Below are 21622 nucleotides of genomic sequence, written 5' to 3'. Positions count from 1 at the left end.
ATCAGGGCTCGGCCCGGACCAGCGCAGGGCGTGAGGTCCGGGTACTCAGGCCATAGAGCATCAGGATCGCCAGGCAGAGCAGCGCCATGCAGCCATAGAGCCAGCTGCCCCCCCAGTTGGCCAGGATCCAGCCCCCCAGCAGGGCGCCGATGGCGATCCCGAGCCCGGACATGGAGGCCGCCCCGAAGTAACTGCCCTTGAGGTGCTCCGGCGCCATCTGATCGACCAGCACATTGAGCAGCGGGAACAGGATGCACTCACCGATGCTCAGCAGGATCACCGCCACTATCCAGTGCCACCAAATGGCGGTATCCCCGAGCGCGAACTGCAGCTGGGCGCTGAGGAAGAAGGCGACCCCGAGCTGCAGTCGGCGCTTGATAGACCAGTTGGTGGTCAGGTGCAGCAGCGGGAACTGCAGGATCACTATGGTCAGCGCATTGGTGCTCACCAGCCAGCCGATGAGGCGCTCCACCTCAGGGGTCCCCGCCCGGGTCAGATACTGGATGAGCGGTGACTCGAACTGGGCATAGACCAGCATCAGCAGCATGTTGGCCATCGTCAGCAGCAGGAAGCCCCTGTCTTGCCAGAGCACCCGCAGCACGGCGCGCATGCCCGGGCCGGCGGCATGGCTTGGCTTGGCTGACAGGCGGCCAGTCGAAAACCGACGAAAAAGATGAAGCCGAGCAGCAGATAGCTGACACTGAGCAGCAGGAAGGTCTCCTGCCGTGCACTCAGGCCGTAACTGACCCCGAGCAGGGGACCTATGGCCGCCCCCAGGTTGAGCAAGAAGTAACGCAGGTGCAGTGCCAATTCGCGGGCCTTGGGCTCGGCCAGGCTGTCGGCCATCAGCGCCTTGCCAGGGGAGTCGATGAGCCCGTAGGAGAGCCCGCTGCCGATCACCCCGAGAGCCAGCCAGATCACCTGATGGGAGAGGCCGAGCAGGGCAACGCTCAGAGCGGACACCAGGCAGCCAAACAGCAGTATGTTGCGCCTCCCCCACTTGTCCGACAGCCAGCCGCCATAGAAGCTGACCAGGGTAGAGAGGGCCGCCGTGGCCCCCAGAATGAGGCCGATCAGCGTCGCCGACAGACCGTAGTCGCGGTAAAGCAGGATGGAGAGAAAGGGCCATACCATGAAAAAGGTGGTGCGCACCATGAAGGTGCCCAGGATGACGATCCAGACTAGCGGGGGAAACTGCCTGATAAGGGCCCACGACATCATACTGCTCCTTGTTGCCCGTCGCACGGGGAGCCCAATGTTGTAACAGAGGGCTCCATAAGAAACAATGTTGCCGACCCGCTGGCATAAAAAAGCCGACCCTAAGGTCGGCTTTTTCACAGTACGGCAGCCTTATTCGGCAGCCGGCTCTTCGACGGCGGCAACGGCCACGTCGGCAACCGGGGCGGCGGTTTCGGTCGGTGCATTCGCTTCCTTGATGGAGAGACGCACGCGGCCTTGACGGTCCACTTCCAGTACCTTCACCTTCACCACATCACCGATCTTCAGGAAGTCGGCCACGTTCTGCACGCGGGCATCGGTGATCTGGGAGATGTGTACCAGACCGTCTTTACCCGGCAGGATGTTGACGAAGGCGCCGAAATCGGCCAGACGCACAACCTTGCCTTCATAGATGCGGTTCACTTCGATCTCGGCGGTGATGGCCTCGATGCGACGGATGGCTTCCATGGCGGCTTCGTTGGCAACGGCGGAGATGCGGACAGTACCGTCATCATCCAACTCGATGTTGGTGCCGGTCTCTTCGGTCAGGGCACGGATCACGGAACCGCCCTTGCCGATGACATCCTTGATCTTCTCAGGATTGATCTTGATGGTGTGGATACGCGGAGCGAAATCGGAGATTTCGGCACGGGGAGCCTGGATGGCCTCGTCCATGACCTTCAGGATGTGCAGGCGAGCGCCACGAGCTTGCTTGAGGGCAATCTCCATGATCTCTTTGGTGATGCCTTCGATCTTGATGTCCATCTGCAGCGCGGTGATACCCTGGGTAGTACCGGCTACCTTGAAGTCCATGTCACCCAGGTGATCTTCGTCACCCAGGATGTCGGACAGCACGACGAAACCTTCTTCTTCCTTCACCAGACCCATGGCAATACCGGCAACGGAGGCCTTGATCGGCACACCCGCGTCCATCAGCGCCAGGGAGGAACCACAGACGGAGGCCATGGAGGAGGAACCGTTGGATTCGGTGATTTCAGACACCACGCGTACCACATACGGGAATTCGGCGGCGCTCGGCATCACGGCAGCAACGCCGCGCTTGGCCAGACGACCGTGACCGATTTCACGGCGCTTGGGGCTGCCCATCATGCCGGTTTCACCGACGCAGTACGGCGGGAAGTTGTAGTGCAGCATGAAGCGGTCGGCACGGTGGCCAGACAGCTCGTCAATGTTCTGGGCGTCACGCTCGGTACCCAGGGTCGCAACCACGATGGCCTGAGTCTCACCACGGGTGAACAGGGCGGAGCCGTGAGCACGGGGCAGGATGCCGGTGCCGACGGACAGGGCGCGGATCATCTCCGGATCGCGACCATCGATGCGCGGCTCGCCACGGACCACACGGCCACGGACGATGCGGCTTTCCAGGCTGTGGAACTCTTCGCCGATCTTCTTGGCATCTTCTTCCACGCCGGAGGCGATGACCTGCTCGACCACACGGCCCTTGATGGCACCGATGGCGGCGTAACGCACGGCCTTCTCGGTGATGCGGTAGGCTTCACCCAGCTCGGCGGTGGCCAGCTCGGCAACCTTGGTTTTCAGCGCTTCATTGACGGCAGGCGGGGTCCAGTCCCACGGCTGGGTACCCACGTCGGCGGCGAATTCGTTGATGGCGTTGATCACCACTTGCATCTGCTCGTGGCCATAGACCACGGCGCCCAGCATCACCTCTTCGGACAGGATGGCAGCTTCGGACTCCACCATCAGCACCGCGTTGGCAGTACCGGCAACCACCAGATCCAGATCGCTCTGGGGCAGTTCGGTGGTGGTCGGGTTCAGCACGTACTGACCGTTCATGTAACCCACGCGGGCAGCAGCAATCGGGCCGCCGAACGGGATGCCGGAGATGGCCAGGGCAGCAGAGGCACCGATCATGGCAACGATGTCGGGGGACACGGCCGGGTTCACGGACATGACGGTGGCAACCACCTGAACCTCATTGAGGAAGCCTTCCGGGAACAGCGGACGAATAGGACGGTCGATCAGGCGGGAGATGAGAGTCTCACCTTCGCTCGGACGGCCTTCACGACGGAAGAAACCACCCGGGATACGACCAGCAGCATAGGTACGCTCCTGGTAGTTGACGGTCAGCGGGAAGAAATCACGGCCGTGATCGGCCTCTTTCTTGCCGACGACGGTCACAAATACGCAGGTATCGTCCATGCTGACCATGACGGCCGCAGTGGCTTGACGGGCCATCACACCGGTTTCCAGGGTGACGGTGTGTTGACCGTACTGGAATGACTTTACAATAGGATTCACGTGAATTTCCTTTTTACAATTTGGCGCTTTAAATTCGCGTGCAAGTATACTTGATTCGCATCAAAAGGTAAGCGGTGGCACGCATTCTGTGAGGCAGGCAACGGTTTGCCGCGCGATAAAAATGATCCATAAAAAAGGGGAACCTCACGGTTCCCCTTTTTCGCGAAATCTGATGGTCGATTAACGACGCAGACCCAGCTTGGCGATCAGAGCAGCGTAACGCTGAACGTCTTTACGCTTCAGGTAGTCCAGCAGCTTACGACGCTGGGAAACCATGCGCAGCAGACCGCGACGACCGTGGTGATCCTTGGAGTGCTCCTTGAAGTGACCTTGCAGATGGTTGATCTGGGCAGTCAGCAGGGCAACCTGCACTTCGGGGGAACCGGTGTCGTTGGCGCAACGAGCGTTGTCAGCAACGATGGAAGCTTTGATCTCAGCATTTAGAGACATGGTATTACTCCAGTAGAGTGTTTAAAGGTTCACAGCCAATCTCTAATTCAGCCGTGAAATGAGGGCGGTATCATAATCGCAGCCGCCCCTTTTCGCAACGACAAAGAGGAACGAGCTGCACGCGCCCTGGCCGGTGAGCCAGGGCGAGACCGCCAGAGGATCACTCCTCGTCGCGATCGTCGTGATAACGCACCAGCCGCTTGGGAGCGACTCGCCCTTCGTCGTCGATCTCACCGACGCCGATGAACTCGCGCTCAGGGCCCACCGTCATGCGTACCTGACCGCTTTGCGGCGCACCCGCCACCTGCACGGCCTGGCCCTGGTTCACATAGGCGGCCACGGCCGTCAACATGTTCACCTCGGGCAGGGACGCCACTGCGGTATCCATCGGCAGCAGCAGCGGATCCAGCTGCTCCCGCGGCGGAATGCTCTCGGCCTTGGCCTGCTCGAAGATACATTCGAGCTGCTCCAGGGTCAGCATCCTGTCGTAGGGATAGCTGGCCACCTGGGTACGACGCAGCTGGGTGACGTGAGCACCACAGCCCAGCACTTCGCCGAGATCGTCCACCAGGGAGCGGATGTAGGTGCCCTTGCTGCAGTGCACTTCGAGGCGCACTTCATCACCTTCAAAGCTCAGCAGTTTGAGCTCGAATACCGTGATGGGACGGGCTTCCCGCTCGATCTCTATGCCTTCACGGGCGTACTCGTAGAGCGGGCGACCGTTGTGCTTGAGGGCGGAGTACATGGACGGCACCTGCATGATGGGGCCGCGGAACTGGTCCAGCGCCTCGATCAGGGTACCCACGGCCACGTTCACCGGACGGGTGGAGACCACCTCGCCGTCGGAGTCGCTGGTGTTGGTGCGCTCGCCCAGCTTGGCGGTCACCTCATAGCGCTTGTCCGCCTCCAGCAGATACTGGGAGAACTTGGTGGCTTCGCCCAGGCAGATCGGCAACATGCCGGTTGCCAAGGGATCCAGGGCGCCGGTGTGGCCGGCCTTGGCCGCGTTGTAGATCCGCTTGACCTTCTGCAACACATCGTTGGAGGTCAGACCGGTCGGCTTGTCCAGCAGCAGGATACCGTGTACGTCACGGCCCTTGAAACGACGTCTTCGAGACATCTCAGGCTTTATCCTCAGTTGTATCATCCGGTGCGGCTTCGTCTTCTTCACGACCAGCTTCGGTCATGCGACGCTTGTCTTCACGCACAGTGTTGGTCACCAGGTTGGAGAGGCGCATCCCCTCGACCAGGGTCTGGTCGTAGTAGAAACGCAGCTCCGGCACCACCCGCAGACGCATGGCGCTGCCGAGCAGGCTGCGAATGTAACCGGCCGCCTCGGTCAGGCCCTTGAGCCCTTCCGCGATGCGCTCGGCGTCATTCTCCAGCTGCAAGAAGGTGACGTAAATCTTGGCATAGTTGAGGTCCTTGGACACTTCCACGTCGGAGACGGTCACCATACCGATGCGCGGGTCTTTCACCTCGCGCTGCAAGATCAGCGCGATTTCACGCTGGATCTGCTGCCCGACCCGACGGGTCCGGCTAAATTCTCTGGCCATATTCTATCCTGCGATAAAAGGGGGCCGCAGCCCCCTATTTGTTCTAACGCTCGGCTTACAGAGTCCGCTGAATTTCAATGGTCTCGTAAACTTCGATCTGGTCGCCTTCACGCACGTCGTTGTAGTTCTTGACCGCGATACCACACTCGTAACCGTTGCGGACTTCGTTGACGTCATCCTTGAAGCGACGCAGGGATTCCAGCTCGCCTTCATAGATAACCACGTTGTCACGCAGAACGCGAATACGGTTGGAACGCTTGACCACACCTTCGGTGACCATACAGCCGGCAACGGCGCCGAACTTCGGTGACTTGAAGACGCTACGGACTTCAGCCAGACCGATGATCTCCTGACGATACTCAGGGGCCAGCTTGCCGCTCATGGCCTGCTTCACTTCGTCGATCAGGTCATAGATGACGGAGTAGTAACGCAGATCCAGGCTCTCGGATTCGATGACCTTGCGCGCAGAAGCGTCGGCACGGACGTTGAAGCCCACCAGGATGGCGCTGGAAGCAGCTGCCAGGGTAGCGTCGGTTTCGGTGATACCACCGACCCCGGAACCCACGATCTTGACCTTGACTTCGTCGGTAGAGAGCTGCACCAGTGCATCGCAGATAGCTTGCACGGAACCCTGTACGTCGGCCTTGATCACCACGTTCACTTCGGACACTTCGCCCTCGGTCATGTTGGCGAACATGTTTTCCAGCTTGGCCTTCTGCTGGCGAGCCAGCTTGACGTCGCGGAACTTGCCCTGACGATAGAGCGCCACTTCACGGGCTTTCTTCTCGTCACGTACAACAGTGGCTTCGTCACCGGCAGACGGCACACCGGACAGACCCAGGATTTCCACCGGCAGGGACGGGCCCGCTTCCTTGATCTCGCGACCCAGTTCGTCACGCATGGCACGAATACGACCGTATTCCAGACCACACAGTACGATGTCGCCCTGGCGCAGAGTACCTTCTTGTACCAGTACGGTGGCGACCGGACCACGGCCCTTGTCCAGGAAGGACTCGATCACGACGCCGCTGGCCATGCCATCGACGACCGCTTTCAGTTCCAGCACTTCGGACTGGATCAGGATGGCTTCCAGCAGATCGTCGATGCCTTCGCCGGATTTGGCGGAGACATGCACGAACTGGCTGTCACCACCCCAGTCTTCGGACATGACGTTGTAACGGGCCAGCTCGGTCTTGACGCGATCCGGATCCGCTTCAGGCTTGTCGATCTTGTTGACCGCAACCACGATGGGCACTTCTGCCGCCTTGGCGTGCTGGATGGCTTCGATGGTTTGCGGCATGACGCCATCATCGGCAGCGACGACCAGTACCACGATATCGGTCGACTTGGCACCACGGGCACGCATGGAGGTAAACGCGGCGTGACCCGGAGTATCCAGGAAGGTGATCATGCCACTGTCGGTTTCGACGTGGTAAGCACCGATGTGCTGGGTAATACCACCGGCTTCGCCAGCGGCAACCTTGGCCTTGCGGATGTAGTCCAGCAGCGAGGTCTTGCCGTGGTCGACGTGACCCATGATGGTCACGACAGGTGCGCGCGGCTTGGCTTCGGAGGTCTCGTCACGATCGGACAGTACCGCCTCTTCCAGTTCGTTCTCACGACGCAGCAATACCTTGTGACCCATCTCCTCGGCGACCAGCTGAGCAGTCTCCTGATCGATCACCTGGTTGATGGTAGCCATGGCGCCCATCTTCATCATCGCCTTGATGACTTCGACACCCTTGACGGCCATCTTGTTGGCCAGCTCGGCCACAGTGATGGTCTCGCCGATGACGACATCGCGGTTCACCACGGCAGCCGGCTTGTTGAAGCCGTGCTTCATGGCGTTGGGCATGGCGACCTTGCCGCGCTTGCCTTTGCGAGCACGGGGGTTGCGGGAGTCACGGTCGTCTTCGCGGCGAGTAGCCTTTTTCGGTGCCTTGACCGCTGCAGCAGCAGTGCGACGACTGGTCTCTTCCTTCCGGTCCAACTCGTCTTCTGCGGCTTGCGCATGCTTGTTGGTGGTCAGATGGTAATCACTGCTCTCTTTGGCGCGAGCAGCTTCTTCTTCAGCCCAGCGAGGGCCGTTCTGTTCCGCCATCAGACGAGCCTCTTCGGCTTTCTTGGCGGCGAGTTCTTCTGCTTTTTGCAAAGCGGTTTGTTCCTGTTGGCGCTTCAGTTCTTCTGCTTCGCGCTTGGCCATCTTTTCTGCCTCTTGCTGAGCTGTGCTAGCGGCTACTTTGGCGGGCTGTGGAGCCTGTCGAGCCTTTGATTGTGCCTCGATCCGCGCCTTTTCCTCAGCTTCACGACGAGCCTGCTCAGCCTCACGGCGAGCCTTCTCTTCAGCATCGAGACGAGCCTTGTTCTCGGCCTCGTGACGAGCTTTTTCTTCTGCTTCCAAACGCGCTTTTTCCTCGGCTTCCGCCTGACGCTGTTCATCTTCCAGCGCCGAGCGTTTTACATAGGTGCGAGTCTTGCGCACTTCAACCTGCACTTCCTTGTTCTTGCCGCCAGTACCTTGAACACTGATGGTGCTCTTGGTCTTGCGCTGCAATGTCATGCGGGCTGGTGCGGTGATCTCGTCACCTCCATGCTGTTTTTTCAAGTGAGCCAGCAGAGTCTGTTTCTCAGACTCGCTGACGAGGTCGTCGGCCTTGCTCTTGCTGATACCGGCATCGACAAACTGCTGGAGAAGACGATCAACCGGCGTGTCGATGTCAGTGGCAAGTTGTTTGACTGATACTTCTGCCATTCATTTTCCTCCGTTTGATCTTATTCAGACTGCTCTTCTCCGAACCAACAGATATTGCGAGCAGCCATAATCAGCTCACCGGCTTTCTCAGCGGTCAGCTCTTCAATGTCGGCAAGGTCGTCGATACCTTGCTCTGCCAAATCTTCCAGGGTGCCGACGCCGCGAGCGGCCAGGGCATACGCCATGTCACGGCCAAGGCCGTTGAGATTGAGCAGTTCTTCGGAAGGCTCTACGCCGTCGAAGGATTCTTCTTTGGCCAGGGCCTTGGTGGTCAGGACATCCTTGGCACGCTTGCGCAGCTCTTCCACCATGTCTTCGTCCAGACCGTCGATGGCCAGCAGCTCATTGACGGGTACGAAGGCGATCTCTTCCAGGGTGGAGAAACCTTCTTCCATCAGCAGACCGGCGAAATCGTCGTCGATGTCCAGCGCTGTGGTGAACAGAGTCAGGATGCGATCGTTCTCGGCCTGGTGCTTGGCACGCATGTCCTCGACGGTCATGACGTTCAGCTCCCAACCGGTCAGCTGGGAAGCCAGACGCACGTTCTGACCGTTGCGACCAATGGCCTGGGCCAGGTTGGCGGCTTCCACGGCGATGTCCATGGTGTGGTTGTCTTCATCAACGATGATGGAGGCCACATCGGCAGGCGCCATGGCATTGATCACGTATTGGGCCGGGTTGTCATCGTACAGCACGATGTCGGCACGCTCACCGCTCAGCTCGGCGGATACCGCCTGAACGCGAGCACCGCGCATGCCGATACAGGCACCGATCGGGTCGATACGACGATCGTTGGTCTTGACCGCAATCTTGGCGCGGGAACCCGGATCACGGGCAGCGCCCATGATTTCGATCATCTCTTCGCCGATTTCCGGCACTTCGATGCGGAACAGCTCTTTCAGGAAGTCCGGGCTGGAGCGGCTGACGAACAGCTGGGAACCACGGGCTTCCGGACGGACTGCATAGAGCAGACCACGGATGCGGTCACCGGGACGGAAGGTCTCACGGGGCAGCATGTCGTCGCGGAAGATCACGGCCTCGGCATTGCTGCCCAGATCCAGGATGACGTTGTCGCGGTTGCTCTTCTTGACCACGCCGCTGATGATGGTGCCTTCCTTGTCCTTGAACTGGTCAACGACTTGGGAACGCTCGGCCTCGCGCACTTTCTGCACGATGACCTGCTTGGCGGTCTGAGTGGTGATGCGGTCGAAGGTGACAGAGTCAATCTGGTCTTCAACATAGTCGCCGATCTGGATATCCGGCTGCTCGATCTGAGCGGCTTCGAGAGTGATTTCCCCGTACGGGTTCTCCATGGAAGCCTGATCGGCCACCACGACCCAACGGCGATAGGTGTCGTAGTCACCGGTCTTGCGATCGATCTCGACCCGAACTTCAATCTCGCCTTCGTATTTTTTCTTGGTCGCAGTCGCCAGCGCAGTCTCCAGAGCCTGGAAAATCTTCTCGCGGGGGACAGCCTTCTCGTTGGACACAGCGTCAACGACCAGCAAAATCTCTTTATTCATATCCGATAGCCTCGTTAACCAAAGTTCGGCACTATGTTCGCTTTTTGGATATTGGTGAAAGCCAACACCTCGTCCTTACCATCTACTGTCAGGGTGATCATGTCCCCCTGCACAGCTTTGATTACGCCTTTGAACTTGCGGCGGTTGTTTGTTGCCATCCGAAGCGAAACCGCCGCCTCTTGGCCAACGTATTTTTCGAACTGGGCAACCTTGAACAGCGGACGATCCAGGCCCGGGGAGGAAACCTCGAGGTAATACTCCTCGGTGATGGGATCTTCAACGTCCATGATGGCGCCAACCTGGCGGCTCACCTCGGCACAGTCTTCCACCGTCACACCTTGCTCTGAGTCGATGAAGACGCGCAAGGTCGAGTGCTTACCCGCACGGATAAACTCGACACCCCAAAGTTCAAAACCCAAGGCAACGACCGGAGCCTCGAGCAGATCGGTCAAACGTTGTTCCAACGTAGCCAAAGTCACCCTCCGAAAAACAAAAAAAGGGCATATAGCCCAGATAGAGATCGATTCAGAGTAAATCGCACATAACAAAAAGCCCCGATGTCAAATCGGGGCTTGGCGCTTTACCCTGATTGTCGCCTCGCAGCGACCGCCTTCCTGAGCGTAGGAAATGCGTGAAATTTGGTTGCGGGGGCCGGATTTGAACCGACGACCTTCGGGTTATGAGCCCGACGAGCTACCATGCTGCTCCACCCCGCGTCCGAAATCGTGCGAGATTATAGCCACTTCATTCTCATCACACAAGACTGACTGGCTATAACTTCCCGGTTACCCGGGTTCACTGCTTAATTGGTGCCGTGGGCGGGACTCGAACCCGCACACCCTAGAGCACTACCCCCTCAAGATAGCGTGTCTACCAATTCCACCACCACGGCAAAAACTCTTTACTCGGGAACGTCAGCGTCTTTCTTAACTGGCGCTTTGGTCTGCTCAACTTGCTGAGTCTGTTGCAGATTTTCCCATTCGCTACCCTGTTTTACCTTGTTGCTTGACATTGAGCCGAGCACCAGGCTGATCAAAAAGAACAGAGTGGCCAAAATTGCAGTTGTGCGGGTCAGGAAACTGCCTGAACCACCGGAGCCGAATACAGTATTCGATGCCCCTGCGCCGAAGGAGGCGCCCATATCAGCCCCTTTACCTTGCTGAATCATCACCAGACCGATCAGAGCCAGTGACACCAGCAGATAAACGACTAAAAGAATCTCGTACATTTAACTTGCACCCTTTGCCGCTTCAACAATTCCTAAAAACGCATCGCTGTCGAGGCTTGCTCCACCTATCAGTCCGCCATCAATGTCGGGCTGGGCAAACAAATCTCTCGCGTTGGTCGGCGTCACGCTCCCACCATAGATGATTCTGACTTTCTCACCTATTACCGGAGTATCCTCCGCCAAGCGACCACGTATAAAGGAATGAACCTCTTGTGCCTGCTCGGGTGTGGCGCATTTACCTGTACCTACAGCCCAAATCGGCTCGTAGGCGATGATAGCATTATCGAAAGCCATCGCGCCATTTTTCTCTATGACGATATCCAGCTCTTCGGCGATCACTTCAAAGGTTCTTCTCGCCTGCCTCGCCGCACCTGACTCCCCCAGACAAAGGATGGGAATCAAACCTGCCGCTCTGACTGCCGCAAACTTCTCTGCGACGATAAAGCTGGTCTCACCAAAGAGACGCCTGCGCTCGGAGTGACCGACCAGTACGTATCGGCACCCTGCCTCGACCAGCATCTCACACGAGACTTCACCCGTATAAGCGCCCTGTCTGTGCTGGCTCACATTCTGAGCCCCCAACCTTATCACCTTCTGCTCATCGAGCAGTCGTGCGGTAAAGTCGAGATGCACATGGGAAGGACAGAGAACAACATCTACATCATCACCAACACCCTTCAGGCATTGACTCGTAAACTGCTCTAACTGCGACCTACTACCGTGTAACTTCCAGTTGGCGGCTACAAACGGCTTGCGATGTCCCATCGGCAACTCCCTTGCGAAAGCGGGGCTGATAATATCCAGAGGATGATCAGCTGACAAGTGCTATTTTCAAATTTTCGAATCGTTTGAACAAGATACAACCAGAGCGATTAAAACATCGCCCTGGTTGCTCATTAAAACGCCGATTCGACCTGTTGGGCGATGCGTTGTGCCATGTCACGCACCTGTTGCTCATGCTCCCCTTCCACCATGACCCGGATCAAGGGCTCGGTGCCGGATTTGCGCAGCAGGACACGGCCACGGCCGCCCAGTTCCTGTTCCACCTTGGCCACTTCCTGCTGCACGGCTTCGGCCGCCAGCGGATCCTTGCCCTCGGCAAAACGCACGTTCACCAGTACCTGGGGGAACTTGCTCATGCCGGAGCGCAGCTTGGCCAGCGGCATCTCCGCAGAGCACACCGCCGTCAGCACCTGCAGGGCGGCGACTATGCCATCCCCTGTGGTGGTCTGGTCCAGGCAGATGATGTGACCGGAGTTCTCGCCACCGATGCGCCAGCCCTTCTCGTTCATCATCTCGAGCACGTAGCGGTCACCCACCTTGGCACGGGCAAATGGAATACCGAGCGTCTGCAGCGCCAGCTCCAGACCCATGTTGGCCATTAGAGTACCTACCACACCGCCCTTGAGGCGGCCGTTGCGCAGAGCATCGCGGGCGATGATGTAGAGGATCTCGTCGCCGTCGATGATGTAGCCAGTGCTGTCTACCATCACCAGGCGATCGCCGTCACCGTCGAAGGCAACACCGAGATCGGCCTTGCACTCCAGCACCTTGGCGGCCAGCGCCTCCGGTGCGGTGGAGCCCACCCCATCGTTGATGTTGAGGCCATCCGGGCTGCAACCTATGGCAATCACCTCGGCGCCCAGCTCGCGGAACACCGAGGGGGCAATGTGATAGGTGGCTCCATGGCCACAATCCACCACCATCTTCACTCCTTCCAGGCTCAGATGGGTGGGGAAGGTGCTCTTGCAGAACTCGATGTAACGGCCGGCGGCATCGTCGATGCGCTGCGCCTTGCCAAGTTCGGCGGACTCCACGCACTTGAGCTCGTTATCCAGCTCGGCCTCGATGGCCAGCTCCACTTCATCGGGCAGCTTGGTGCCATCGGCGGAGAAGAACTTGATGCCGTTGTCGTAATAAGGGTTGTGGGAGGCGCTGATGACGATGCCAGCCTCGGCACGGAAGGTGCGAGTCAGGTAGGCCACCGCCGGCGTCGGCATGGGACCCATCAGTATGGCCTTGAGGCCCGCTGCGGAGAGGCCCGCTTCCAGGGCGGATTCAAGCATATAGCCAGAGATGCGAGTATCTTTGCCGATCAGCACCTTCTTGGTGCCCTTCTTGGAGAGCACCTTGCCGGCGGCCCAACCCAGCTTCATCACGAAATCCGGGGTGATCGGAAATTCGCCAACCTTGCCGCGGACACCATCGGTGCCAAAATACTTTCTGGTCATTGTCTGTTCTCGTTTTTTTATTTGGATATGAAATCTTGTCCCGTCATTACCATCCAGCCAACGCGCAGAGCATCCATGGTGGCTCGCACGTCGTGCACCCGGATGATCCTGGCGCCATGTTGCAACCCGATCAGAGCGCAGGCCAGGCTGCCGGCCAGCCGCTCATCAACGGGGCGGCCAAGCAGATTGCCTATCATAGACTTTCGCGACATCCCCACCAAGAGCGGCAGACCGTAATCCAACAACTTCTGCTGTTCGGCCAGCAACTGATAGTTGTGTGCCACCGTCTTGCCAAAACCATAACCCGGATCCAGCAGCAGGTGCCGACGCGGGATCCCTGCATCCAGGCAAGCGACTATCCGTTCGTCGAAGAAGGCCCTCACTTCCCCCAGCAAGTCGTCGTAATGAGGTTCGGCCTGCATGGTTCTCGGCTGGCCTTGCATGTGCATCAGACACACGGGCACGTCAGCCCCTGCCGCTGCAGCCAGGGCACCGGGCTCGAGCAGGGACCGCACGTCATTGATGAGGTGAGCGCCTGCCGAGCAGCCCGCCCTCATCACGGCAGCCTTGGAGGTATCGAGGGAGATCATCACATCGAGTTCCTGCACCATCCGCTCGACCACAGGGATAACCCTGTCCAGCTCCTCCTGCTCGCTCACGTCGGGTGCGCCCGGGCGGGTCGACTCGCCACCGATGTCGATGAGGGTGGCTCCCTCCTCCACCATCTGACGAGCATGAGCCAGCGCCAGTTCAAGTGGTTTGAAGCGGCCGCCATCGGAGAAGGAGTCCGGAGTCACGTTGAGGATCCCCATGACGTGGGGACGCTCCAGGGAGAGGCTGCGCCCCTTGCTGATTAGTTGCATCTTTACATCTACCTGTTACAAGAAAATCTGGGTATCCGCATAAAGAAAAACCCCGGGCAAGCCCGGGGTTTGGATCATGAAAGCTTATTTGGCCGGGACATCGTTCGCCTTGTCGATGTCATTCAGCGGTGCACTGCTGTCATCGGACGGCGCCTTGACCTCGGGCTCGCGGCTCACACTGGCGCCACCTTGCGGGGTATCACCGTGCTCATCATGCCAGTTGCTGGGAGCACGAACCTCACGACGTGCCATCAGATCGTCGATCTGCTTAGCATCTATGGTCTCGTACTTCATCAAGGCATCCTTCATGGTGTGCAGTACATCCATGTTGTCCTGCAGGATCTGCTTGGCACGAGCATAGTTGCGATCGATGACCTGCTTGACCTCGGCATCGATGACACGCGCGGTGTCGTCGGACATGTGCTTGGCCTTGGCCATGCTGCGACCGAGGAACACTTCACCATCTTCTTCTGCATAGAGCATGGGGCCGAGGCGCTCGGACATCCCCCACTGAGTGACCATCTTGCGCGCGATGTCGGTAGCACGCTCGATGTCATTGGAGGCACCGGTCGATACCTTCTCGGTACCGTAGATCAGCTCTTCCGCCAGACGACCGCCGTACAGGCTGGAGATCATCGACTCCAGATGCTGCTTGGAGTGGCTCCAGCGATCCTGCTCCGGCAGATACATGGTCACACCCAGCGCACGACCGCGCGGGATGATGGAGACCTTGTAGACGGGATCATGATCCGGCACGACACGACCAATGATGGCGTGACCGGCTTCATGATAAGCCGTCATCTCCTTCTCGGACTCTTTCATCACCATGGAGCGGCGTTCCGCGCCCATCATGATCTTGTCCTTGGCCTTCTCGAATTCCAGCATGGAGACCACGCGGCGGCTCTCACGGGCGGAGAACAGGGCAGCCTCGTTGACCAGGTTGGCGAGATCGGCACCAGAGAAACCGGGTGTACCGCGGGCAATCAGCGCCGGATTGACGTCATCCGCCAACGGCACCTTGCGCATGTGCACCTTCAGGATCTGCTCACGGCCGCGGACATCCGGCAGACCGACCACGACCTGACGGTCGAAACGACCCGGGCGCAGCAGAGCGGGGTCCAGCACGTCTGGACGGTTGGTCGCGGCGATGACGATGACGCCTTCATTGCCTTCGAAACCATCCATCTCGACCAGCATCTGGTTCAGGGTCTGCTCACGCTCATCGTGGCCACCACCCAGACCGGCGCCACGCTGGCGACCGACCGCATCGATTTCATCGATGAAGATGATGCAGGGGGAGGATTTCTTGGCCTGCTCGAACATGTCGCGCACCCGGGAGGCGCCGACACCCACGAACATCTCGACGAAATCGGAACCGGAGATGGTGAAGAAGGGCACCTTGGCCTCACCCGCGATGGCCTTGGCCAGCAGGGTCTTACCGGTACCAGGCGGGCCTACCAGCAACACGCCGGTGGGGATCTTGCCGCCCAGTTTCTGGAACTTGGTCGGATCGCGCAGATAGTCGACCAGCTCTTTGACCTCTTCCTTTGCCTCGTCACAACCCGCCACGTCGACGAAGGTGGTCTTGATCTGATCTTCACTCATCAGGCGAGCCTTGCTCTTGCCGAACGACATGGCACCCTTGCCACCGCCGCCCTGCATCTGACGCATGAAGAAGACCCAGACACCGATCAGCAACAGCATCGGGAACCAGGAGATAAAGATTGACGTGATCAGAGACGGCTCTTCCGGCTTCTCACCCATCACCTTCACGTTATGGTTGAGCATGTCGTTAAGCAGTTGGGGATCCGGCGCAGGGATGATGGTGGTGAAACGTTCACCGGTGCGTTTGACGCCATTAATGACCTTGCCATCCATCCGCACTTCACGGATCTGCTCTTGGGTCACTTCTTTCACGAAGCTGGAATAGTCCAGCTGGCGACTGGTGGTATCGCTGGGGCTGAAGCTATTGAACACCGACATCAGCACGACGGCGATGACCAGCCACAGGATTAGGTTTTTCGCCATGTCACTCAAATCAATGACCTCGCAGACTGACAGTTAACGATGAGGGTTAGGGTACTACAGTTTAAAACCGGTAGCCACAATGTAGACTTCTCGTGAACGGGCACGGGAGGAGTCTGGTTTACGAATCTTGACGACAGAGAAAAGTCTACGAATTTCATTGAGATAGGCGTCGAAGCCCTCCCCCTGAAATACCTTGACCACGAAACTGCCATTACTGCGCAGGACCTGATTGCACATGTCCAGCGCCAGCTCGATCAGATACATGGAGCGAGCCTGATCCACCTGCTGGGTCCCGCTCATGTTAGGCGCCATGTCAGACATGACCACATCAACCTTGTCCGGGCCAACCCGGGCCAGCAAGGCGGCAAGCACAGTTTCCTCCCGAAAGTCCCCTTGCAGGAAATCGACACCGGCAATGGAATCCATCGGCAGAATATCGCAAGCAATCACCCGTCCCTTGTCGCCCACTTGATCGATAGCGAACTGGGACCAGCCACCAGGGGCGGCTCCCAGATCCACCACCGTCATGCCCGGCTTGAGCAGTTTGTCCTTGCCCTGGATCTCGTCGATCTTGAACACGGCGCGGGAACGCAGTCCCAACTTCTGGGCTTTTTTGACGTAATGATCGTCAAAATGTTCTTTTAACCAGCGGGTTGAACTGGGGGAATGTTTTTTCTGGGTCATGATTGTCGACTTTAAAAAACCACAAGGGTTATTAGTATTAAGGGCTAAGTGGGGGTAGAATACGCCCCTTTCAACCCTGACTTATGAAGAAATTGCCATGATTCTCAACAATAAACAGAAACAATACCTCAAGGGCCTCGCCCACAGCCTGAAGCCGGTCGTCCTGCTGGGACAACACGGCCTGACCGAAGGTGTGCTGGCCGAGATCGATCTGGCGCTGAACCACCACGAGCTGATCAAGGTTAAGGTGTCGTCTGAAGATCGTGAGATGAAACAGCTGGTAATGGATGCCATCGTTCGTGAAACCGGCGCCATCAAGGTACAGAGCATGGGCTATGTACTGACCATCTATCGTCAGGCCACAGAACCCAAGATCCAGTTGCCCCGCAAGTAACAGGAAAGAGCGTTCGCTCTTTCCTTCATTTCTCTTCTTCCCAAGTCGCTTGCCAAAATAGTCGTCAGGCCCTTAACCTGCGATGAATACTTGCGGACATCCACTATGGACAAGCATCAGATTCTCACCGACGAGGAGCTGGCCATGCTGCAGGACTTGGGAGACGCCGAGGACATGGCCGCCGGCCAGTTCCTGCGAGGCAACCTGAGTCTTCCCCTACAGAGCCTGTTGCAACGGGCCAGCCCCTTGACGATCGAGGCCCGCATCGCCGGCCATCAACTGCGTTTTCCGCTGCATTGTACCCTGGCGGCGGAAGGCCACACCGAACTGCGCATCGCCGCCCCTACCATCACGGAGCTGGGCTCCCCTCACCTGCGTGCCTGGCGACTCGATGAGAAGGCCGTCCTGCACACCGGCGATGCCGAGTATGAGGTGCATAGCCTCTCCCTCGGCGGTCTCATCGTGGCCGGTTTGCCACCGACCCTGGCCAAGGGCGATCGGCTGCACGGTACCCTCGGCATAGAAGGATTGCCTCCCCTGGCACTGAGCGGCACCCTGATAAGGCACGTCCACTCCCACCAGCAGCGCCACGACTGGGCCTTGAAATTCCAGCTGGACAAGGGAGACCAGGAGCAACTGCGGGATTGGCTCTTCCAGCGTCATCAGGACGCCTTCGTCCAGGCCTATCAGTGGGACTAAATGCAACAGGGGAGCCGGGCTCCCCTGTTTCTTCATCGCCCCTCATCGTCAGAGGTAGGCGACTTCCAAAATTTCGTACTCAACATCGCCAGCCGGTGTCTTGACGATGGCCACATCGTCCACTTCCTTGCCGATCAGGGCACGGGCAATGGGCGAGTTCACGGAGATCATGTTCTGCTTGATGTCCGCCTCGTCGTCGCCCACGATGCGGTACACCACTTCCTCTTCCGTTTCGCTTTTCAGCAGGGTCACGGTCGCACCGAAGATGACGCGGCCATTGTTGGCAATCTTGGTGATATCGATCACCTGAGCATTGGAGAGCTTGCTCTCAATCTCCTGAATGCGGCCTTCACAGAAACCTTGCTGCTCGCGAGCGGCATGGTATTCGGCGTTTTCTTTCAGATCACCATGTTCACGGGCATCAGCAATCGCTTCGATAATCTGGGGACGCAGCTCGCTCTTCAGATAGTCGAGCTCTTGACGCAGCTTTTCAGCGCCGCGAACAGTCATCGGAGTATGATTCATAGTCGAAACCTGGGTTGCTTTATAAAGAGAAGCTGCGGCAATCAAAGAGAGCCGCAGCTATCGGTTCGGATGAGGCATCTTAATATGAAGCCGCCACAAAATCCATGTCAGCCCCTGCGAACGGGATCGCGCTTCCTGGCGAAAGCTACTTGGGATCCGCCACCCCTATAGGGGCAGATACCGTCGGTTTGCCCTGCATGATGGCGATTTCCACCCGCCGGTTCATGCGCCGGTTCTCCGGGCTGTTGTTCGGCACCAGTGGCTGGGAATCCGCCATCCCCTGCACCACCAGACGGCTGCCGTCAAAGCCGGGCACCTTGATCATCTGGTGGGCCACCGCCACCGCACGCTGGGATGAGAGCTCCCAGTTGGACTGGAACAGCTCGTCTTCGGTGGCAACGTCATCGGTATGACCGGAGACGGTGATCTCCCCCGGCACATCCTTGAGCAAGGTCGCGACTTTACGGATCACCGGCCAGAACTGGGGCTGCAGGAAGGCGGATCCCGCCGGGAACGCCGCCTTCTCGCGGATGCGAATGATGATCTGCTGACCCAGCGCCTCTATCTCGATGGCACCGTCCTGGATCTGTGCCTGCATCTGCTCGGCCAGCGCCTTGGCCAGTTCGTTGGACTGCTCCTGCGCCTTCTGGGCCTGCTGGGCGGTGTCGCCACCGCTCTGCTGCCCCTCGGTCTTGTCATGGCCTCCCGCCTGATCCGCATCCCCGGGCTGAAAATCCAGCTCGGTCTGGGTCATATCTATGGTCTGCTGCATGATGGTGTCGATGGGCGTCGGTTCGGGCCGGCCGGGGCGAAACTCCTGGGCGATGACAGAGGTACCCTTGGGGATGTCCTTCACCTCCAGAATGTTCTGCACCCCGAACGCCTTCTCCATGGAGCCGGCGATCTGCTTGAACTTCTGCACATCCATCTCGGCGAAGGAGAGCAGCAGCACGAAGAAGCACATCAACAGGGACATGAGATCGGCGAAGGTACCCATGTAACCGGGCAGGCCGGGCGGCGGACACTTGCACTTTGCCATGGGGCCTCCTATTCGAGCCCGTTGTTGCGTTTGGACTGATTCAGGTAGTTCTGCAGCATGGCCTGGATCACGCGAGGGTTCTGGCCGTCCTGGATCCCCATGATGGCGTCGAGGATCAGAGTGCGGCTCAACTGCTCCTCGCCGCTGCGCAGCTCCAGCTTGTCGGCGATGGGGATGGCGATCATGTTGGCTTCAATCGCCCCGTACAGCGTGGTCAGCAAGGCCACCGCCATAGCCGGGCCGATGGATTTGGGGTCGCTCATGTTCGCCAGCATGGCCACCAGCCCCACTAGCGTACCTATCATCCCCATCGCGGGGCCGAGATCGCCAAGGGAGCGAAACACCTTGATGGCGATGACATGGCGCTCCGAGGTCAGTTCGATGTCTTTCTCCATCACGGCGCGCACCACATCGGCGTCATGGCCGTCCACCAGCATGTCGATGCCCTTCTTCATGAAGGGATTGGGGATCTCCGCCGCCTCAAGCGCCAGAAAGCCTCCCTTGCGGGCCGAGTCCGCCAGCTCGACCGCCTTGGCAATCAGATCGTCGAGCTTGTCGCCCTTGTACATGAACGCCTTGCCGGCCACCTTGAACGCCATCAGAAACTGGCTGAGGTTGAACTTCATCATGCAGATGAACAGAGAACCCAATATGGTGATATAGACCGAAGGCATATCCACATACATGCTCATGGGGCCACCCAGCAGCATGCCGTACACCACGACCCCGAACCCCAGCACTATGCCTATCAGACTGCCTAAATCCACATCCCTACTCCTGTCGCCGAACTTGCCATCTATTTATATTGCGTTGAATTTTCTGCTATTGCGCCCCTGGCAGCAAGCCCGGCACACCTCAATAACCCATCGGCAGTACATGGATGCCAGCGCCTTTCTATCGGCCGGGGTCAGGATAGTTTGAGGACGGCACACTTTTCTGCCTCCCCCCTGTGCCCGGTCGATGTTAAGATGAGCCGTTTTTTTCAATCCCCGAGGATGGACATGGCCAGTAAAAAAATCGACCGTCTGAGTTTTGATGCCACCCTGGAAGAGCTGGAAACCATAGTGCATCAACTGGAACAGGGGTCGCTCCCCCTCGAGGAGGCACTCAAACAATTCGAACAGGGCATCCATCTGGTGCGGGCCGGCCAGCAGAAGCTGGAGCAGGCCGAGCAGAAGATCCAGATCCTCCTGACCCAGGCCGATGGCAGCGAACAGTCGATCCCCTTTCGATCAGAGCAAGGAGAGGAGTGAGTGACCCTGGACGATTTCTCCCGCCTGCACCGGCGCCGCATCGACGACTGTCTCTCGGCACAGCTTGAGGCCCTGCCCGCCATGGCACCACGCCTGCGGGATGCAATGAAATACGGCCTGCTGCTCGGCGGCAAGCGGGTGCGCCCCTTCCTGGTCTACGCCGTTGGCGAGATGCTGGGGGTGCCAAGCGAACAGCTCGACGGCCCTGCCGCCGCGGTGGAGTGCATCCACGCCTACTCCCTGCTGCACGACGACCTGCCTGCCATGGACAACGACGATCTACGTCGCGGCCAGCCGACAGTGCACAAGGCGTTCGATGAAGGCACAGCCATCCTGGCCGGCGATGCTCTGCAGACCCTGGCATTCTCCATACTGGCGGATCATCCCCTCCCCGACGAGCTACTGGCCAACCGGGTACGGATGCTGAGTACCCTGGCCCGCGCCTCCGGCTATCTCGGCATGTGTGGCGGCCAGGCGCTGGATCTGGAGGCCGAAGGCCGCCGGATCAGCCTCGCCGAGCTGGAGCAGGTGCATCGCCACAAGACGGGAGCACTCATCGAGTGCGCCGTCACCCTGGGAGCCCTGTGCAAGGCCGACGTGGCGCCTGCCACCCTGGCCGCGCTGCGAACCTATGCCGCCGCCATCGGGCTTGCCTTCCAGGTGCAGGATGACATCCTCGACATCACGGGCGACACCGCCACCCTCGGCAAGCCGCAAGGTTCGGATCTGGTGCAGGAAAAGAGCACCTATCCGGCCCTGCTCGGTCTCGACCCTGCCCGTGAGCTGGCTCGCGAACTGCATGACAAGGCCTTAACAGCCCTGCAATCCTTGCCCTACAATACCGACATTCTGGAAGCGTTTGCCGATTACATCATCGAGCGAACCCACTAAACGCTGGA

The 21622-nt window shown here is 58.9% G+C and carries 20 protein-coding genes, 2 tRNA genes and 1 pseudogene; 4 read left to right on the top strand and 19 right to left on the bottom strand.

Annotated features, from left to right (window positions below):
• Window position 1 precedes the first annotated feature (1 nt).
• The 16 genes and pseudogenes from BN1127_RS05595 to rlmE all read right to left on the bottom strand — a co-directional run bounded on the left by BN1127_RS05595 (window position 2) and on the right by rlmE (window position 16813).
• Window positions 2-1218, bottom strand: a pseudogene (locus BN1127_RS05595) (MDR family MFS transporter).
• 132 nt (window positions 1219-1350) lie between these two features.
• The gene (gene pnp, locus BN1127_RS05590; RefSeq protein ID WP_042648797.1) at window positions 1351-3498 is read right to left on the bottom strand and encodes a polyribonucleotide nucleotidyltransferase; all 2148 of its coding nucleotides are present in this window, start codon (window positions 3496-3498) and stop codon (window positions 1351-1353) included.
• A 180-nt stretch (window positions 3499-3678) separates the two neighbouring features.
• Window positions 3679-3948: a 30S ribosomal protein S15 gene (gene rpsO / locus BN1127_RS05585; protein ID WP_005326646.1), complete on the bottom strand. Its 270-nt coding sequence runs from the start codon at window positions 3946-3948 to the stop codon at window positions 3679-3681.
• Window positions 3949-4108: 160 nt separating this feature from the next.
• Window positions 4109-5068: a tRNA pseudouridine(55) synthase TruB gene (gene truB / locus BN1127_RS05580; protein ID WP_042648796.1), complete on the bottom strand. Its 960-nt coding sequence runs from the start codon at window positions 5066-5068 to the stop codon at window positions 4109-4111.
• A 1-nt stretch (window position 5069) separates the two neighbouring features.
• Complete coding sequence (gene rbfA / locus BN1127_RS05575; protein ID WP_005326642.1) at window positions 5070-5504, bottom strand: 30S ribosome-binding factor RbfA; 435 nt, start codon at window positions 5502-5504, stop codon at window positions 5070-5072.
• A gap of 55 nt (window positions 5505-5559) precedes the next feature.
• Window positions 5560-8256 (bottom strand): translation initiation factor IF-2, encoded by a 2697-nt coding sequence (infB, locus tag BN1127_RS05570; RefSeq protein WP_005326640.1) that lies wholly within the window; start codon window positions 8254-8256, stop codon window positions 5560-5562.
• A 20-nt stretch (window positions 8257-8276) separates the two neighbouring features.
• Entirely contained in the window at window positions 8277-9779 is a 1503-nt protein-coding gene (gene nusA / locus BN1127_RS05565; protein WP_042648795.1) for a transcription termination factor NusA, read from the bottom strand.
• Between the two features lie 14 nt (window positions 9780-9793).
• Window positions 9794-10252 (bottom strand): ribosome maturation factor RimP, encoded by a 459-nt coding sequence (gene rimP / locus BN1127_RS05560; RefSeq protein ID WP_025326064.1) that lies wholly within the window; start codon window positions 10250-10252, stop codon window positions 9794-9796.
• 166 nt (window positions 10253-10418) lie between these two features.
• Window positions 10419-10495: transfer RNA gene (locus tag BN1127_RS05555), tRNA-Met, on the bottom strand.
• A gap of 91 nt (window positions 10496-10586) precedes the next feature.
• A tRNA-Leu gene (locus BN1127_RS05550) sits at window positions 10587-10671 on the bottom strand.
• A 9-nt stretch (window positions 10672-10680) separates the two neighbouring features.
• Window positions 10681-11007 carry a preprotein translocase subunit SecG gene (secG, locus tag BN1127_RS05545; RefSeq protein WP_042648794.1) on the bottom strand — a complete coding sequence of 109 codons (327 nt, stop codon included), beginning with the start codon at window positions 11005-11007 and terminating at the stop codon, window positions 10681-10683.
• Window positions 11008-11772, bottom strand: a complete 765-nt coding sequence (tpiA, locus tag BN1127_RS05540) for a triose-phosphate isomerase (protein WP_042648793.1) — start codon at window positions 11770-11772, stop codon at window positions 11008-11010. It lies immediately after the preceding gene.
• Window positions 11773-11903: 131 nt separating this feature from the next.
• The gene (gene glmM / locus BN1127_RS05535; RefSeq protein WP_042648792.1) at window positions 11904-13238 is read right to left on the bottom strand and encodes a phosphoglucosamine mutase; all 1335 of its coding nucleotides are present in this window, start codon (window positions 13236-13238) and stop codon (window positions 11904-11906) included.
• 17 nt (window positions 13239-13255) lie between these two features.
• The gene (gene folP / locus BN1127_RS05530; RefSeq protein WP_042648791.1) at window positions 13256-14101 is read right to left on the bottom strand and encodes a dihydropteroate synthase; all 846 of its coding nucleotides are present in this window, start codon (window positions 14099-14101) and stop codon (window positions 13256-13258) included.
• Between the two features lie 84 nt (window positions 14102-14185).
• The gene (gene ftsH, locus BN1127_RS05525) at window positions 14186-16138 is read right to left on the bottom strand and encodes an ATP-dependent zinc metalloprotease FtsH (protein WP_041205193.1); all 1953 of its coding nucleotides are present in this window, start codon (window positions 16136-16138) and stop codon (window positions 14186-14188) included.
• Between the two features lie 45 nt (window positions 16139-16183).
• Window positions 16184-16813 carry a 23S rRNA (uridine(2552)-2'-O)-methyltransferase RlmE gene (rlmE, locus tag BN1127_RS05520; protein ID WP_005326622.1) on the bottom strand — a complete coding sequence of 210 codons (630 nt, stop codon included), beginning with the start codon at window positions 16811-16813 and terminating at the stop codon, window positions 16184-16186.
• 97 nt (window positions 16814-16910) lie between these two features.
• On the opposite strand from rlmE, the gene yhbY reads away from it, so the two are divergent.
• The gene (yhbY, locus tag BN1127_RS05515; protein WP_042648790.1) at window positions 16911-17207 is read left to right on the top strand and encodes a ribosome assembly RNA-binding protein YhbY; all 297 of its coding nucleotides are present in this window, start codon (window positions 16911-16913) and stop codon (window positions 17205-17207) included.
• A 105-nt stretch (window positions 17208-17312) separates the two neighbouring features.
• Window positions 17313-17906, top strand: coding sequence for a PilZ domain-containing protein (locus tag BN1127_RS05510; protein ID WP_042648789.1), 594 nt, complete (start codon window positions 17313-17315; stop codon window positions 17904-17906).
• Window positions 17907-17954: 48 nt separating this feature from the next.
• Here the strand turns inward: BN1127_RS05510 and greA are convergent, their stop codons facing one another.
• The 3 genes from greA to pomA form a co-directional block, all read right to left on the bottom strand.
• Window positions 17955-18431 carry a transcription elongation factor GreA gene (gene greA, locus BN1127_RS05505; RefSeq protein WP_041205192.1) on the bottom strand — a complete coding sequence of 159 codons (477 nt, stop codon included), beginning with the start codon at window positions 18429-18431 and terminating at the stop codon, window positions 17955-17957.
• Window positions 18432-18576: 145 nt separating this feature from the next.
• Window positions 18577-19470, bottom strand: a complete 894-nt coding sequence (locus tag BN1127_RS05500; RefSeq protein WP_042648788.1) for a flagellar motor protein MotB — start codon at window positions 19468-19470, stop codon at window positions 18577-18579.
• A gap of 8 nt (window positions 19471-19478) precedes the next feature.
• Window positions 19479-20237 (bottom strand): flagellar motor protein PomA, encoded by a 759-nt coding sequence (pomA, locus tag BN1127_RS05495; protein WP_005326615.1) that lies wholly within the window; start codon window positions 20235-20237, stop codon window positions 19479-19481.
• Between the two features lie 234 nt (window positions 20238-20471).
• Here pomA and xseB point away from each other — a divergent pair, with 234 nt between their 5' ends.
• Window positions 20472-20723: an exodeoxyribonuclease VII small subunit gene (gene xseB, locus BN1127_RS05490; RefSeq protein ID WP_042648787.1), complete on the top strand. Its 252-nt coding sequence runs from the start codon at window positions 20472-20474 to the stop codon at window positions 20721-20723.
• Window positions 20724-21614, top strand: a complete 891-nt coding sequence (ispA, locus tag BN1127_RS05485) for a (2E,6E)-farnesyl diphosphate synthase (protein ID WP_042648786.1) — start codon at window positions 20724-20726, stop codon at window positions 21612-21614. It begins immediately after the preceding gene.
• Window positions 21615-21622 lie beyond the last annotated feature (8 nt).

This window comes from Aeromonas media (assembly GCF_000819985.1).
Classification (GTDB): Bacteria; Pseudomonadota; Gammaproteobacteria; order Enterobacterales; family Aeromonadaceae; genus Aeromonas; species Aeromonas media.
This window is presented reverse-complemented; position numbering and strand designations above follow the sequence as displayed.